Source organism: Bradyrhizobium sp. USDA 4472, from assembly GCF_054058595.1.
This window is the reverse complement of sequence record NZ_JBSSAM010000001.1, coordinates 2,629,064-2,644,366: the sequence shown is the minus strand read 5'-3', so window position 1 is coordinate 2,644,366 and position 15,303 is coordinate 2,629,064. Positions and strand designations below refer to the sequence as shown.

Below are 15,303 nucleotides of genomic sequence, written 5' to 3'. Positions count from 1 at the left end.
AACAGGTCTTCTCGCGTCATGGCGATGCAAGAAAGGGACGGCGGCGAGCAATCGCCAGGGTCCGCGGACGGCCCGACAGGGGCCTTTCCATTCCGTGCTCGAAAAGATACCTCGTCGACGCTTGCGATACTGCTGGCGGGCGCCGCCATGATCGGAGCCATCATCGGGTGGTTTCTCATCACGCGGGCTGCACCTGACGCTCCCGTCATTGCGCTGGTGCCGCAGGAACAGGTGGCTGACGCCATCCCGACCCTGACGCCGGATGGCCAGCGCGTTGCGCAATCCGACAGCCGGCAATGCCGTTATCCCATCGCATTCATCACGGTATCGACCCCGGGCAACCCCGCCGGTGGAATCGTCACGTTTCGCACCAGCAGATATCGATCGCCCTCTTTCCGCGTCACCGAGCAGCCGCAGAGAATTGCCCTGCCAAACCCGCTGCCCGACAGCGGCGGACTCGACCCGCTGACTGTGGACGGCGACGCCAAGGGTTTGCTCGTATCCCTTTATCCGACGGCCCAGATGGAGCCGGTCGGCGGTTCAAGCACCGTTACGGTGCGATGGCCTGGGCGTCCACCATGCAAGTGAGATTTGCGTGCAGGTGAGATTTTCAAGTGAGACTTGAATGCAGAGCCTTGTGAACGCGCGCTTCATCCTCGCTTTCATCCTGATCGGCGTGGCGACGGCAGGCCTTAGTGCGCTGCTGTTCAATCCGCAGATCGGCTTTTTCGGCTGGATCGGATCGCTCTTCTCCGACATGACCGTGCTGCGATTCGTTGGCATCACCCTGACGATCGTCTCCGCGACCGGCATCGGCTACATCGCCGCCCGCCTTGGAGCCGACCCCACGGCGTCAGGCTTCGTGCCGATCGGAAGCGGCTACACTTACGGCCGCAGGCTGACGACCGTTCCCGGGACCGGCGAGACCAGAATGGTGATGCGCACCGCGGACGACGCGCTTGACGACCTCGACATGATGGTCGGGCTCGCCTCGGTCAAGACCGAGATCAACAAGCTGCTCGCGAGCCTGGAGGTTGAACGGCGGCGGCGCGAGCAGGGCCTGCCGGTGTTCGCCACGAGCCGGCACATGGTGTTCACCGGTCCTCCCGGAGTCGGCAAGACCGTGGTGGCCAGGGCCATCGGCGACATCTATCGCTCGCTCGGCGTGCTCCGCAAAGGCCATCTGATCGAAGCCGACCGCAGCCAGCTCGTCGCGAGCTACGTCGGCCAGACCGCGCCGAAAACGCTCGACGTCTGCCGCACCGCGCTCGACGGTGTCCTGTTCATCGACGAGGCCTACAGCCTCAGTCCGGCGGAATGGAAGGGTGATTTCGGCCGCGAGGCCATCGAGGCGCTGCTGAAATACATGGAAGACCACCGCGATCGCTTGGTCGTGATCGTCGCCGGCTATCCTGCCGAGATGCATCGCTTCATCGCCAGCAATCCCGGGCTCGCCAGCCGCTTCACCAAGACCATCGATTTTCCGCCGTACGACGGCCTCGAGCTCTGTGAAATCTTCCGCGCGATGGCGTCGGAGCAGCAATATCTGCTGCCGATCGGCGTCGAGACGGTACTCGCGCCATGGATCGATTCGCAGCGCGACGATCCGCAATGGGGCAACGCGCGCTCGATGCGGACGCTGCTCGAAAAGACCCGCGAGGCGCACGCGCTGCGCACGTCGCGAGACCCCGATGCGAGCGTCGCCGAGTTCGAGCTGAGCGACATTCAATCGGCCATCCGGGACAGCTGACATGAACATGGCGGTTCGCATTGTCGCGTTTCACGGCGCATTGTGGAGCATTGATCCCTGGTATCGGTGGTCGTGGTACGCTTGGCCCATCGCGACGGCCGTGCTGATCACGGGCTGGGTCCTGATCAGCAAGCCGGTCAACACCGGCGCCTGGGGTAACGCAGGAAGCTGGGCGAAGCCGATCGCGCAGAAGGCGACCGCCACACCGATCAAGACGACGACGATCAATACGGTGGACCTCGAGGTGATGAGCTGCTTTGCCAATAGCGGCCCGTCGTCGGAAAGCACCTGCACCAGATTGATCGATGGCGGCAAGATATCGGGCTCGAAGCTGGCATCGGTCTACACCCAGCGGGGCTTCATGCAGCGCGACCGGGCACCGGAAAGCGCGATGTCGGACTTCAATGCCGCGCTGAAGATCCAGCCCGACTACGCTGCGGCCCTCAACGACCGCGCCTGGATCTACATGACGCGCGGAGACTACGATGCGGCGCTTCAGGATCTGGATAAGACCGCAAGCCCGTCGACGCCCTGGCTGACAGCGGCGGTCGCGTATTATTACCGTGGCTTTGCTTACCTGCGGCTGAAAGACTATGCGAAGGCTCTGGCCGATTTGAACGAAGCCATCAGGCGGCAATCCAACAATGCCGACTACTACCTGGCACGCGGCGAGACCCAGCAGGCTCAACGGAGCTATGATGCCGCCTTGCGCGACTTCGACGAGTTCGGCAAGCGCAGCCCGAAAGATCCGCGCGGTCTGTTGGCGCGCGCCGCGATCTTCGAAGCCATGGGCAGGCCGCGTGATGCCCTGACGGCGTTGCAGGGCGCAATGACGCTGGCGCCCGACAACGACTTCATCAACTCGGAACGCGACCGAATTCGCAGGCAAGTGAAGGACAATGATCCTGCGAGGAGCAATGCCGGCGAACCGCCGCCGACCTGATTCTCGAACCGCTGCGGTCGCGATGCCCGGCCGCGAAAGCCGCGCGCGCCAGGCTACGATCCCCGCCCTTGCGTCTGTGGCAGCGCAAGCACCTCGCATGGCGAGGCAATGCCGCGCAGCTTGTGCAGTCCGAGCGCGATCAGCGGCATTTCCGTCTCGGCGGCGAGCGCGCCCGACACCAGCACGGTCCTACGAAGCGGCTTGCACAGGCCTTCGAGCCGGCTGGCGAGATTGACGGCGGGACCGATCGCCGTGAAGTCGAGCCGATTGGCGGGGCCGATATTGCCCCAGAGCATCTCGCCGAGATGAAGGGCAGCCCCGAACGAAAGTAGCGGCAATCCTTGCGCGCGGCGCTCCGCGTTGAGATACGCCATCCCGGCTTCGGCGGCGGCTGCGGCGCGCAAGGCGGCATCACAGGCGCGCCGCGGCGTCGCCTCTGTCACCGGAAAGATCGCGAGCACACCATCGCCGATGAATTTGAGCACCTCGCCGCCGAAGGCGTGAACGGCACCGGCGATGCGATCGAACCAGGCATCGAGTGCGGCGATGACGTCGGCAGGCCGACTGGTTTCCGACAGGGTCGTGAAGCCGCGCAGATCGGCATAGAGCAGCGCAGCCTGGATGGTTTCACCGAGGTCGCGCCGCAACGGCGCTGCCAGCACCCGCTCGGCGCTGCGCTTGCCGAGATAGGCTTCCAGCGTCGCACGCAACGTTGCGCGTGCAGCGAGCGCGGCGAGCGGCGTCGCGGCAAAGCGCGCGGCCTGGCGCAGTTGGTCGATTTGGCCTGATGTGAACGGATGCGGACCGATCCAGCCGAGCAGCGGCCCATCGCGCCCGACAATGTCCTCGTGCACGTCGCCGCCCGCGATATCGCGCAGCCAGCGGCGACCGGCATCGTCAGGCAAATCGGGCGGCAGCCCGCCTGGCGCAAAACCGAGCGCCTCGATCACCCGGCCGTTGTCCGCACGCCACAACCAGGTCCGCTTCGCGATCAACGGATGCGGCACCTCCAGCGTCAGGGCGCCGGCCGCAAGCGGCACGCCATCGGCGAGCAGATGCGTGCCGAGGTCCGCGAGCAGACGATCGGCGCCGGCGGTTTCCGAGGCGGCATCGACAAGCCAGGCGAGGGTCGGGGAGAGTTGCATGATCCGATGATGGCGAAGGAGGACCGTCTTTGTCACGGGCAATCCTTGACGGGCCGCTTGGGCGCCGCCATGTGCCAGGAGCACCCTGGGGATGATCGCCGATGACCGAGCCCTTCGTATTTCGACGCGAGACCCAGATCGCCGCCCCGCGTGCCACCGTCTTCGCCTATTTGACCGATCCGGAGAAAATCCTGAGCTGGATGGGCTCGGATGCGACCACCGAGCCGCATCCCGGCGGGCTTTATCTTCTGAGGGGTATCGGCCCGCGTGGCAGCATCGCCCGGGGCGCCTTCCGCGAGGTCGTGCCGGTGCATCGCCTGGCCTATACGTTCGGCTGGGAGGGCGGTCAGGAAGTCCCGCCCGGCTCGAGCCTGATCGAGATCGACCTGATCGAACGCGACGGTGGCACGCTGCTGCGCATGACGCATAGCGGGCTGCCGACCGAGGAACAGATGGCCGCCCACGCGAAAGGCTGGGCGCATTATCTGAGCCGACTGACGAGCGCCGCCGCGGGCCGCGATCCAGGCCCTGACCGAGGCATCTCGGACAATATGTAGCGATGCGCGGGCTACACCGCCGCGGTCGCCACCACCTGCTGCAACAACTGCTCGCGGCGGGCCTGCGAGCGTTGGCCCTTCATGGTCGCCGCGAAGCGCTCGAGGATGCCCTCTTCGAACGCCGTGACGATGGTGTCGTGGACGTAGCTCTTGCGGCAAATCGCCGGCGTGTTGGAGAGCTTGTCGGCGGCGGCGCGGATCGCGTCCAGCACCTGCTTCTTGCGGCCGCGCTGGCTGGTCGCCGGCGTGATCCGCGACAGCGATTCCACGACGACAGCCGAGGCCATCAGGGTGCGAAAATCCTTCAGCGAAATCTTGATGCCCGCGATCTCGCGCAGGAACGCGTTCACCTGCGTGGTGCTGACGGCGCGCACGACGCCGTAGGCATCGCGATACTGGAACATGCGCTTGCCGGGGACGCTTTGCAAAATGCCGATGGCGCGCACCAGCTTGGCGGCGTCGCACTCCTTGCGAACGGCTTTGCCGCCCTTCGCCTTGAAGGTGAGCACGAAGCAGTCGTCTTCCAGCGTGACGTTGGACTTCAGCAGCGTCGTGGCCCCGCGGGTGCCGTTGAGGCGGGCGTAGGATTCGTTGCCGGGCCGGATCGCGGTGCGCGCGATCAGCTCGATCACGGCCGAGAGCGCGAATTCGCGGGTCGGCTCGTCGCCCGACAGGAACGCCGACACCTTGCGCCGGATTTTGGGCAGCGCGCCAACCAGCTTTTCCAGGCGATGCGCCTTGCGATGCTCGCGGACCTTCTCCCAGTCGGCGTGATAGCGATATTGCAGCCGGCCTGCGGCATCGCGTCCCACCGCCTGGAGATGTGAGCTCGGATCGGCCGAGTAGCGCACCTCGCGGTAGGCCGGCGGCACCGCCATGGCATGCAGCCGACGGATTGTGCGGGCGTCACGGATATGCGCGCCATTGGGACGGACGAAGGAATAGCCCTTGCCGCGCTTGATGCGGCGGATGGTCAGCTCGTTCTGGTCGCCGAGCCGCAGGCCCAGTTCCTTGGCGAGCGCCTCCACCGTTGCAGGGGACGCCGCATCGAAGACCTTTTTCGGGCTGGGACGGGTGGAACCTGATGGTTTGGGCCATTGTCCGAGGGCCTTGGCCAGCGCAATGGCAGCAGGATCGGCGGAGGCAGGCCGCATCGTCCCGAGATTCTGCTGATCCATCATGGTCTTAAGCCCTGGCCCTGTCTGTTACCGTTCAATGCCGCTGTTCTGACGTTTGTTCCAAGCCTCGCTTGGAGAGCCTCTTCGGACCCGGGTTAGCCACTTAGGGTGTTCCGAACCGCATTGCGAGTCCCGAATCAGTGAGAAGCGGTCTCCAAATACCTCCCGCGGCGCATGGGCTCCCTGCAAGGGCCGCTTCCCAGGTTTTGGGTCAAGAGCCAAAAGCCGCCACTCGGCCTGTTTCAGAATTGCGACAGCCGGCCGTTGCGGCTTGATTCTCCGCATGGCCGGCCGCTCATCGAAGGTCCAGCTTGTGCTCCTTGTCGGGGCCCGTTAGCCCGACGCATAATCGTTCAACGATGAAGTCGGCTCGCCAGTCCGCTGTGCTCGGCTTGCCGTATGTGGAGGGAAGCATGTCCGAGAAGATCTACGACGTCCCCGCGGAATGGGCCAAGCGCGCCTGGGTCGATCAGGCCAAATACAAGGACATGTATGCCCGCTCGGTCGCGGACCCCAACGCGTTCTGGGCCGAGCAGGCCAGGCGCATCGACTGGATGCACGCGCCGACCAAGATCGAGAACGTCTCCTTCGCGCCGGGCAACATCTCGATCAAGTGGTTCGAGGATGGCATCCTCAATGTCGCTCACAATTGCATCGACCGGCATCTGCACAAGCGCGCCAACCAGACCGCGATCATCTGGGAAGGCGACGATCCCTCGCAGTCCAGGCACATCACCTACAAGGAACTGCACGACGAGGTCTGCCGGATGGCCAACATCCTGCGCACCCGCAACGTGAAGAAGGGCGACCGCGTCACCATCTATCTGCCGATGATCCCGGAAGCGGCCTACGCGATGCTGGCCTGCGCGCGGATCGGCGCCATCCACTCGGTGGTGTTCGCGGGCTTCTCGCCGGATTCGCTCGCCCAGCGCATCAACGACTGCCAGTCCAAGGTCGTCATCACCGCTGACGAAGGCCTGCGCGGCGGCAAGAAGGTGCCGCTGAAGGCCAATGTCGACGCGGCCCTCGCAAAATCCGAGGGCGTCGACTGGGTCGTCGTCGTCAAGCGCACCGGCGGCAAGATCGACATGAACCCGACCCGCGACCTCTGGTATCACGAGGCCGCGGCGATGGTGACGACGGAATGCCCGGTCGAGCACATGCATGCCGAGGATCCGCTGTTCATCCTCTATACCTCGGGCTCGACCGGCCAACCCAAGGGGGTGCTGCACACCTCGGCCGGCTATCTCGTGTTCGCCGCGATGACGCACCAATACGTGTTCGACTATCACGATGGCGACATCTACTGGTGCACCGCCGACGTCGGCTGGGTCACCGGCCACAGCTACATTCTCTATGGACCGCTGGCCAACGGCGCGACCACGCTGATGTTCGAGGGCGTGCCGAATTACCCCGACAATTCCAGGTTCTGGAACGTCATCGACAAGCACAAGGTCAATATCTTCTACACCGCTCCGACTGCGATCCGCGCGCTGATGCAGGGCGGCGACGAGCCCGTGAAGAAGACCTCGCGTGCCTCGCTCCGCCTGCTCGGCTCGGTCGGCGAGCCCATCAACCCCGAGGCCTGGGAGTGGTATCACCGCGTCGTCGGTGACAACAGGTGCCCGATCGTCGATACCTGGTGGCAGACCGAGACCGGCGGCATTCTCATCACGCCGCTGCCGGGCGCGACCAGGCTCAAGCCGGGTTCGGCGACGCAGCCGTTCTTCGGCGTGGTGCCTGAAATCGTCGATGCCGACGGCAAGGTGCTGGAGGGTGAGACCACGGGCAATCTCTGCCTGACCCGCTCATGGCCGGGCCAGATGCGCACCGTCTACGGCGACCATGCCCGTTTCGAGCAGACCTATTTCTCGACCTACAAGGGCAAGTACTTCACCGGCGACGGCTGCCGGCGCGACGCCGACGGCTATTACTGGATCACCGGCCGCGTCGACGACGTCATCAACGTCTCCGGCCACCGCATGGGCACGGCGGAGGTCGAGAGCGCGCTGGTGGCGCATGAGAAGGTGTCGGAGGCCGCCGTGGTCGGCTTCCCGCACGACATCAAGGGCCAGGGCATCTACGCCTATGTCACCCTGATGGCCGGCATCGAACCGACCGAGGAGCTGCGCAGGGAGCTCGTGACCTGGGTCCGCAAGGAGATCGGCCCGATCGCCTCGCCCGACCAGATCCAGTTCGCGCCAGGCCTGCCCAAGACCCGTTCCGGCAAGATCATGCGCCGCATCCTGCGCAAGATCGCCGAGGACGAACCGGGCAGCTTAGGAGACACCTCGACGCTCGCCGATCCCGCCGTGGTCGATGATCTCGTGAAGAACCGGCAGAACAAGAAGTCGGTCTGAGCTCCCGTGCCCCGGACGCAGCGCAACGCCTCTTTGGCGGTGCGCTGCAGAGCCGGGGCCCACGTCACGGCAGAACGCTTGGCTTCTGAGTCCCGGCTCTGCGGAGCAGCGTTGCACCCGCGTCCGCGACACGAGACTGCCTTTCGCGCCGACGCCGTCCAAAAACGCCCCCGGTTCACGCCCTCACGCACTTGTCAGGGCGCACCCCGGCGCGGTGGTATCTTTCCCGCCCAGTGTTGTTTTCAGGTCATTTACTTTATTTCGAACATTTCCTTTCTTCCCCCTGCCGGCTCGCCCCCGGCGGCCGCGCGTGGAAACCATCCGGTTAACAAGCGCGTTGAGAATGTCTGGGCGAGGCCGGCGATTTCAGGTTTTGCGTGAATTTGGACGATCCGTTCCGGGCCGAGGGGAAAATTGATGTCGATGAAGATTGCATTCGCGCTGGCCGCGACCGTCGCCGCGGGGGCCTTGATGCCGACGACAGCCCAGGCGCGGCCGGAACTGGTGGGCGCCCATCTGGCCGACTACTCGCCGGGCACCATCGTGGTCAAAACCAACGAACGCAGGCTGTATCTCATCCTCGATGACGGCCACGCCATGCGCTATCCGGTCGGTGTCGGCAAATCAGGCAAGCAGTGGGCCGGCACCACCCGCATCGACGGCAAGTATCGCAATCCGGCCTGGTCGCCGCCCGCCGAGGTGAAGCGCGACAAGCCGCAGCTTCCCGACGTGATTCCGGGCGGATCGCCGCGCAACCCGATGGGCGTTGCAGCCATGACGCTGGCCGGGGGAGAATATGCCATCCATGGCACGAACGTGCCGAACTCGGTCGGCGGCTTCGTCTCCTATGGCTGCATCCGTATGCTCAACGACGACATCACCGATCTCTACAGCCGCGTGTCGGTCGGAACGAAGGTCGTCGTGACACGCTGATCGCAGCCACCAAACAGCGATTGAAAGAGCCGCGTTTCGACGCGGCTTTTTTGTTACCAGAAGCGCCAGCCGCGCGTACACCAACCATCGCGATGGCCGCCATCGTAGCTGCGCGCATAGCCGCCCGCGAGCATCGCCGCCGAAACGTTGGCGGTTCGTCTGGTCGCCACGTCGGCCAGAACACGCCCGTATTTTTCCGTCCCGAGATTGTAGATCGTGACGCCGCCCTGGCCGAGCAGGTTGCGCAGCGCCTCGGTGGCGGCTTCCGCCTTGTCAAGCTCGTCGTGACAGGATGCCTTCATCTCGGGCGCATCGATGCCGCGCAGCCGAACCCGCGCGACGAAATCGCGTCCGTCGCGTTGATGCACCCGCGCCAGGAAGGTGTCACCATCGATGGTGCGGACGACGTCGACCTGCAGGCGGTTCTCGGCAGAGCCTGAATGCCGAAGGATGATCTCGGCATCCTGCGCGCGGCCATCGGCCGGATGCGGCACCCGCCAATTCGTCCCATGCCGGAAGGTCAGCACGACCGCGACCACGACGCTGACGATGAACATCCACGGCACCAGTCCGGAGAGACGACGGCTAAATGGCGAGCCGCCAAAAGACGACCGACCGGACCTATCTGGGTCGAAGCGCGACATCCAATCACGCTAGGGCTGAGTGGGTCAGACCGACAAGTGACTAAAAAATCCGAACCTCAAAAGTCCGAGGCGATCCCCTTGCGCTCCCAATCGCCGTAGCGCGTGGGCTCGGGTCCCTTCGGCCCCTGCAATTCCTTCGGCGCAGCTTCGGCACGGGCCGCTGTGGCTTGCCGGCGTGCCTCCGCTTCGGCCAGCGCGCGCTGGGCGGCCGCCGGCAAGGGTTTGCGATTGGGGACAGGAGACTGGTCGTTCATCGTTCGGGTCCTAGCGCAGGATCGTCAGGCGCGCGACGTTCAATAACGCATTGCTGAAATGGCTCCGGCGGGCTGAAATCGCCAGAGGCCGTTCTTACATTTGGCATATTCGCATGCCACAGAAGCTGATCTTAAGGCATGCGCCTACCCGGCGGAACTGCCGCTTGCTCAGAACCTTACGTCCGCATGCCATCTCAACGTTTCGTTCCTCCATCCGAAGTGCCTGGTCTAGCGGCGCGGCGGATCGCTGCCGACATCGTCGACGGCGTGTTGCACAAGCACCGCACGCTCGACGACCAGCTCGACGGCTCCGGCGCTCATCCCGGACTGAAGACGCTCGCCGACCGCGACCGCGCGCTGATGCGGCGTCTGGTCGCGACCATCCTGCGTCGGCTCGGCACGCTCGGCCATGTGCTGTCGCGCCTGCTCGACAAGGGTATCCCGTCCGATGCGCCGCGCGCGCAGAGCGCCCTCTTGATTGGTGCCGCCCAGATCCTCTGGATGGACGTGCCCGATCACGCTGCGGTCGATCTGTCGGTGCGCCTGGTGCAATCCGACCGGCGCGCCGCGCGCTATGCCGGCCTCGTCAACGCGGTGCTGCGCCGCTGCGCGCGCGAAGGCCAGGCGCTGGTCGAGGAGGTCGCGACGCAATCGCTGGACCTGCCGCCCTGGCTGCTGGCGCGCTGGAGCGCGCATTACGGCGAGGCGACCGCACGGGACATGGCGCTCGCGCTCGGCCACGAACCTTCGCTCGATCTGACTGTGAAGTCCGACGCCGCACATTGGGCAAGCCGTCTGCATGGCGAAGTGCTGCCGACCGGATCTGTGCGCACGCTGCTGCATGGCTCGGTGACCATGCTGCCCGGATTCGCCGAAGGACAATGGTGGGTGCAGGACGCCGCCGCCGCGCTGCCGGTCCGGCTGTTCGGAGATATCGCCGGTAAGTCCATCGCCGATCTCTGCGCCGCGCCCGGCGGCAAGACGGCGCAGTTGGCACAAGCCGGAGCGCGTGTCACGGCGCTGGACCGTTCGCCCGCGCGCGTGGCGCGGCTGCGGGAAAATCTCAACCGGCTGTCGCTCCAGGCCGAGACTGTGGTCGCTGACGCCGTGGAATGGACCGGCCCAGAGGACGGCTTCGACGGAATCCTGATCGATGCCCCCTGCACCTCGACCGGAACGATTCGCCGGCATCCTGATGTTGCCTGGCTGCGGCAGGACTCGGACGTTGCCGCGATGTCCGTTCTCCAGCAGCGGCTGCTGAAGAAATCGGTCTCGTTGCTCAAATCGGGCGGCACGCTGGTCTATTGCACCTGTTCGCTGGAACCCGAGGAAGGCGAGCAAGCCGTCGTCACGCTGCTGGCGGCAGAGCCGTCGCTTCGCCGCGTCCCGATCGAGGCGAGCGAAGTCTCCGGGCTCGGCGAGATCATCACCGCCGAGGGCGATCTCCGGACCTTGCCGAGCCATCTGCCGCACGCTGACCCGAAGCTCGGTGGGCTGGACGGATTCTTCGCGGCCCGGCTCGTTAAATCCTGATTTTGCACCGGATTTTGCTGCCACGCCCCTGATTCGGGGTCTTTCAAGGTGGTGTCCGCGGTCCGATTCTGGGATTAATAAGGATTCGTCGGAATCCTCTCCCCCTTCAAGGTAAGGCGTGTCGGTCGCTCAACGCAGACGTATCTCGACGCTGGTCATGAACCGCTTTGCGCGGAACATGCTCGCGCGCGCGAGCGGCGGTTCCGTTGCGCTGTCGCGGGTCTGGCCCGGTCGCACCGACCGGTTGATCATCGCGCCGCATGATCTGCGCACCGCGGATGCGACGCGCGCCGCCGAGATCTATGCAGGGCGCTTCGTCTTCGCCGGCAAGATCGTCAACTGCCACGGACGCTCCATCTTCGATCTCGATCCGCCCTCGGAGGATTGGGAGGTCGCGCTGCTCGGCTTCGGCTGGCTGCGACACTTGCGCGCCGCCGACACCGCACTGACCCGGGCCAATGCGCGCGCGCTCGTCGAGGACTGGATCAGCAACCCCGCCAACAAGCGCCGTCCGGTCGCCCGCCGCGCCGACGTGCTGGCGCGGCGCGTGATCTCGCTGCTGTCGCAAGCGCCCCTGGTGCTCAGCGATACCGACAACAAATTCTATCGCCGTTACTTGCGCGCGCTCGCACGTGAGATCCGCTTGCTGCGCTTCGCCATGGTCAACATCCCCGACGGGGTGCCGAGACTGCAGGTGCAGATCGCGCTCTGCTACACAACGCTGTGCCTCGCCAACCAGGCCCGTCACATCCGCAGCGCGTCGAAAAAGCTGTCGGACGAGTTGCAGCGGCAGATCCTCCCCGACGGCGGGCATATCTCCAGAAATCCCGGCGCGCTGATCGAGCTGCTGATCGACCTGCTGCCGCTGCGGCAGACCTTTGCCGCGCGCAACATCGCGCCGCCGCCGGCGCTGCTCAATGCGATCGACCGCATGATGCCGATGCTGCGTTTTTTCCGGCACGGCGACGGCAATTTCGCGCTGTTCAACGGCATGAGCGCGACGCCATCGGATCTGCTGGCCACGCTCCTCGCCTATGACGACGCCCATGGCGCACCAATGGCGAACATGCCGCACACCGGCTTCCAGCGCCTCGATGCCGGGCCGACCACTGTGATCATCGACACCGGCCCGCCGCCGCCGCCCGGCGTCAGCCACGACGCGCATGCCGGTTGCCTGTCGTTCGAATTGTCTTCCGGCATCAGCCGCATCGTCACCAATTGCGGCATGCCGGCCACGGGCCGCGACAATTGGCGGCCGTTCGCGCGCGGCACCGCGGCGCATTCGACGCTGACCTATCACGACACCTCGTCCTGCCAGTTCGTCGAGATGTCAGCGATGAAGCGGCTGCTGCACGGTGCACCGGTCACCAGCGGCCCCCACGACGTCGAGAGCTATCGCGAGATCACCCAGGACGGCACACTGCTCACGACCTCCCATGACGGCTATCTCGCCAAGTTCGGCGTGATCCATCGCCGCGTGCTGATGATGGCCAATGACGGCGCGCGGATTGACGGCGAGGATACGCTGTCGCCGCCGCAGGGCGCGCGGCTGAAAGGCGCCGGCGCCGACTTCGCGCTGCGTTTCCACCTGCATCCCGCGGTGAAGGCGAGCCGCCTGTCGGATGCCCGCGGCGTCATGCTGGTGCTGCCGAACCGCGACGTCTGGACCTTTGAAGCCTTGGACGAGAAGGTCGACCTGGAGGACAGCGTGTTCCTGGCCGGCAATGACGGCCCGCGCCGGACCGCCCAGATCGTGATCCGCCAGGATGCCCGCCAGGCGGCCTCGGTTCGCTGGAGCTTTGTGCGCTCGACCGCATCGCCGGCGGTCACCAATGCCCGCCGCAACGCCCGCCGGGAGCCGGAACTTCCGCTGTAAAGAGCCGGGATTCGGCGCTATCCGATCGTTGTGAAGGGCCTCGAAAACTGCTATCGACCGCTCGTTCGCGCGACTGGCGACCTTGGATGGAGCACCATCGGGAAGCGCGATACATACCCGCCGCGCGCCTGGGCATAGACACTCCCTGAACAGAGGATCTTGCTCATGACTGACCATCCCCGCCGCGTCACCCGCGCCCTTCTCTCCGTCTCCGACAAATCAGGCCTGATCGACTTCGCCAAGGCGCTTGCCGCGCATGATGTCGAGCTGGTCTCGACCGGCGGAACCGCCAAGGCGATCGCCGCCGCCGGCCTGAAGGTGAAGGACGTCTCCGACCTCACCGGCTTCCCCGAGATGATGGACGGCCGCGTCAAGACGCTGCATCCGAAGGTGCATGGCGGCCTGCTCGCGATCCGCGACAACAAGGAGCACGCGGAAGCGATGAAGGCGCACGGTATCGCGCCGATCGACCTGCTCGTCGTCAATCTCTATCCGTTCGAAGCGACCGTCGACAAAGGCGCGGGATTCGAGGATTGCATCGAGAACATCGACATCGGCGGTCCCGCGATGATCCGCGCCGCCGCGAAGAACCACGACGACGTCGCCGTGGTGGTCGAGGCCGACGACTACAAGGCCGTGCTCGACGAGCTCGCCGCCAACAACGGCGCGACCACGCTGAAGCTGCGCCGGCGGCTTGCCGCAAAGGCCTATGCCCGCACCGCGGCCTATGATGCTGCCATATCGAACTGGTTCAGCCGCCAGCTCGAGATCGAGGCGCCCGACTTCCGTGCCTTCGGCGGCAAACTGATCCAGTCGCTGCGCTACGGCGAGAACCCGCACCAGACGGCAGCGTTCTATGCAACACCGGACAAGCGCCCGGGCGTCTCGACTGCACGGCAGCTCCAGGGCAAGGAGCTCTCCTACAACAACATCAACGACACCGATGCGGCCTATGAGTGCATCGGCGAGTTCGACGCCCGGCGCACCGCTGCCTGCGTCATCGTCAAGCACGCCAATCCCTGCGGCGTTGCTGAAGGCGCGAACCTCGTCGAGGCCTATCGCAAGGCCCTGGCTTGCGACTCGACCTCGGCCTTCGGCGGCATCATCGCGATGAACCGCGCGCTCGACGCCGACACCGCGCGCGAGATCACCAAGATCTTCACCGAGGTGATCATCGCGCCCGATGCCAGCGAGGAAGCCATCGCCGTCATCGGCGCGCGCAAGAATCTACGTCTGCTGCTTGCCGGCAGCCTGCCCGACCCGCGCGCGCCCGGCCTCACCGCCAAGACCGTGGCCGGCGGTCTTCTGGTGCAGAGCCGCGACAACGCCGTGGTCGACGACATGACTTTCAAGGTCGTGACCAGGCGTGCGCCCAGCGATGCCGAGATGCGCGATCTCAAGTTCGCGTTCCGGGTGGCAAAACACGTCAAGTCGAACACGATCATTTACGCCAAGGATCTCGCCACCGTCGGCATCGGCGCGGGCCAGATGAGCCGGGTGGATTCGGCCCGCATCGCAGCGCGCAAGGCACAAGACGCCGCCAACGCGCTGAAGCTCGTCGAGCCGCTCACCAAGGGTTCGGTCGTGGCGTCGGATGCGTTCTTCCCGTTCGCCGACGGCATGCTCGCCTGCATCGAAGCCGGCGCTACTGCCGTGGTGCAGCCCGGCGGCTCGATGCGCGATGACGAGGTCATCAAGGCCGCCGACGAGCACGGCATCGCCATGGTGTTCACGGGGACAAGGCACTTCAGGCACTGAGGCTGGCGACTCGTCATTGCGAGCGCAGCGAAGCAATCCGGAATCTTTCCGCGAGGAGCTCTGGATTGCTTGGTCGCACCGGCGCAAGATTGCTTCGCGATTTTGTCGCGGGCTCCTCGCAATGACGGTGGTGAAACCGGAGAGCGCAGCTACTCCTTCACCCGCATCGATCAGCCGCGGCGGGATGATGGAGACATCGCCGGGCTTGCCGATCCACAGCGCGCAGGAGCCGCCACCGGAACCGCACCGAATGCAGCGAAACGTGAAAGTAGGGCTGGGCGGCCCAATCGGGGAAGATCCAGCTGACGACGCTGCGCGCGGCGGATAGCTCCGCGAGGCGAGGGCCACTGGCGCATCCGGGGCGATCGTCAT

Annotated in this window: 13 protein-coding genes and 1 riboswitch; of the genes, 9 read left to right on the top strand and 4 right to left on the bottom strand. The window is 65.5% G+C overall.

Annotated features, from left to right (window positions below; all coding sequences use genetic code 11):
- Positions 1-147 precede the first annotated feature (147 nt).
- The 3 genes from ACVWZ4_RS12080 to ACVWZ4_RS12070 are packed head-to-tail and all read left to right on the top strand — an operon-like array spanning position 148 to position 2,693.
- Positions 148-588 carry a hypothetical protein gene (locus ACVWZ4_RS12080; protein ID WP_456740363.1) on the top strand — a complete coding sequence of 147 codons (441 nt, stop codon included), beginning with the start codon at positions 148-150 and terminating at the stop codon, positions 586-588.
- Positions 589-625: 37 nt separating this feature from the next.
- Positions 626-1,750 carry an AAA family ATPase gene (locus ACVWZ4_RS12075; RefSeq protein ID WP_456740362.1) on the top strand — a complete coding sequence of 375 codons (1,125 nt, stop codon included), beginning with the start codon at positions 626-628 and terminating at the stop codon, positions 1,748-1,750.
- 1 nt (position 1,751) lies between these two features.
- Positions 1,752-2,693 (top strand): tetratricopeptide repeat protein, encoded by a 942-nt coding sequence (locus tag ACVWZ4_RS12070; protein WP_456740361.1) that lies wholly within the window; start codon positions 1,752-1,754, stop codon positions 2,691-2,693.
- Positions 2,694-2,746: 53 nt separating this feature from the next.
- On the opposite strand, the gene ACVWZ4_RS12065 is transcribed toward ACVWZ4_RS12070, so the two are convergent.
- On the bottom strand, positions 2,747-3,838 hold the full coding sequence (locus ACVWZ4_RS12065; protein WP_456790502.1) for an adenylate/guanylate cyclase domain-containing protein: 1,092 nt from the start codon (positions 3,836-3,838) through the stop codon (positions 2,747-2,749).
- A gap of 101 nt (positions 3,839-3,939) precedes the next feature.
- Here ACVWZ4_RS12065 and ACVWZ4_RS12060 point away from each other — a divergent pair, with 101 nt between their 5' ends.
- Complete coding sequence (locus ACVWZ4_RS12060; protein WP_456740360.1) at positions 3,940-4,395, top strand: SRPBCC family protein; 456 nt, start codon at positions 3,940-3,942, stop codon at positions 4,393-4,395.
- An 11-nt stretch (positions 4,396-4,406) separates the two neighbouring features.
- On the opposite strand, the gene ACVWZ4_RS12055 is transcribed toward ACVWZ4_RS12060, so the two are convergent.
- On the bottom strand, positions 4,407-5,576 hold the full coding sequence (locus ACVWZ4_RS12055) for a DNA topoisomerase IB (protein ID WP_456700395.1): 1,170 nt from the start codon (positions 5,574-5,576) through the stop codon (positions 4,407-4,409).
- Between the two features lie 410 nt (positions 5,577-5,986).
- On the opposite strand from ACVWZ4_RS12055, the gene acs reads away from it, so the two are divergent.
- The gene (acs, locus tag ACVWZ4_RS12050) at positions 5,987-7,933 is read left to right on the top strand and encodes an acetate--CoA ligase (protein ID WP_456740359.1); all 1,947 of its coding nucleotides are present in this window, start codon (positions 5,987-5,989) and stop codon (positions 7,931-7,933) included.
- A gap of 417 nt (positions 7,934-8,350) precedes the next feature.
- Positions 8,351-8,866 (top strand): L,D-transpeptidase, encoded by a 516-nt coding sequence (locus tag ACVWZ4_RS12045; RefSeq protein ID WP_456700397.1) that lies wholly within the window; start codon positions 8,351-8,353, stop codon positions 8,864-8,866.
- Between the two features lie 53 nt (positions 8,867-8,919).
- Here ACVWZ4_RS12045 and ACVWZ4_RS12040 read toward each other — a convergent pair whose 3' ends face one another.
- Together ACVWZ4_RS12040 and ACVWZ4_RS12035 are read right to left on the bottom strand one after the other, a co-directional pair.
- Positions 8,920-9,510, bottom strand: coding sequence for a thermonuclease family protein (locus ACVWZ4_RS12040; RefSeq protein ID WP_456740358.1), 591 nt, complete (start codon positions 9,508-9,510; stop codon positions 8,920-8,922).
- A 56-nt stretch (positions 9,511-9,566) separates the two neighbouring features.
- Positions 9,567-9,764 (bottom strand): DUF1674 domain-containing protein, encoded by a 198-nt coding sequence (locus tag ACVWZ4_RS12035; protein ID WP_456700399.1) that lies wholly within the window; start codon positions 9,762-9,764, stop codon positions 9,567-9,569.
- 186 nt (positions 9,765-9,950) lie between these two features.
- Here ACVWZ4_RS12035 and ACVWZ4_RS12030 point away from each other — a divergent pair, with 186 nt between their 5' ends.
- From ACVWZ4_RS12030 to purH, 3 genes are all read left to right on the top strand, one after another.
- On the top strand, positions 9,951-11,297 hold the full coding sequence (locus ACVWZ4_RS12030) for an RsmB/NOP family class I SAM-dependent RNA methyltransferase (RefSeq protein WP_456700400.1): 1,347 nt from the start codon (positions 9,951-9,953) through the stop codon (positions 11,295-11,297).
- 157 nt (positions 11,298-11,454) lie between these two features.
- The gene (locus ACVWZ4_RS12025) at positions 11,455-13,173 is read left to right on the top strand and encodes a heparinase II/III family protein (RefSeq protein WP_456700401.1); all 1,719 of its coding nucleotides are present in this window, start codon (positions 11,455-11,457) and stop codon (positions 13,171-13,173) included.
- Positions 13,174-13,232: 59 nt separating this feature from the next.
- Positions 13,233-13,314, top strand: a riboswitch (ZMP/ZTP riboswitch).
- Positions 13,315-13,338: 24 nt separating this feature from the next.
- Complete coding sequence (gene purH, locus ACVWZ4_RS12020) at positions 13,339-14,931, top strand: bifunctional phosphoribosylaminoimidazolecarboxamide formyltransferase/IMP cyclohydrolase (RefSeq protein WP_456740357.1); 1,593 nt, start codon at positions 13,339-13,341, stop codon at positions 14,929-14,931.
- Positions 14,932-15,303 lie beyond the last annotated feature (372 nt).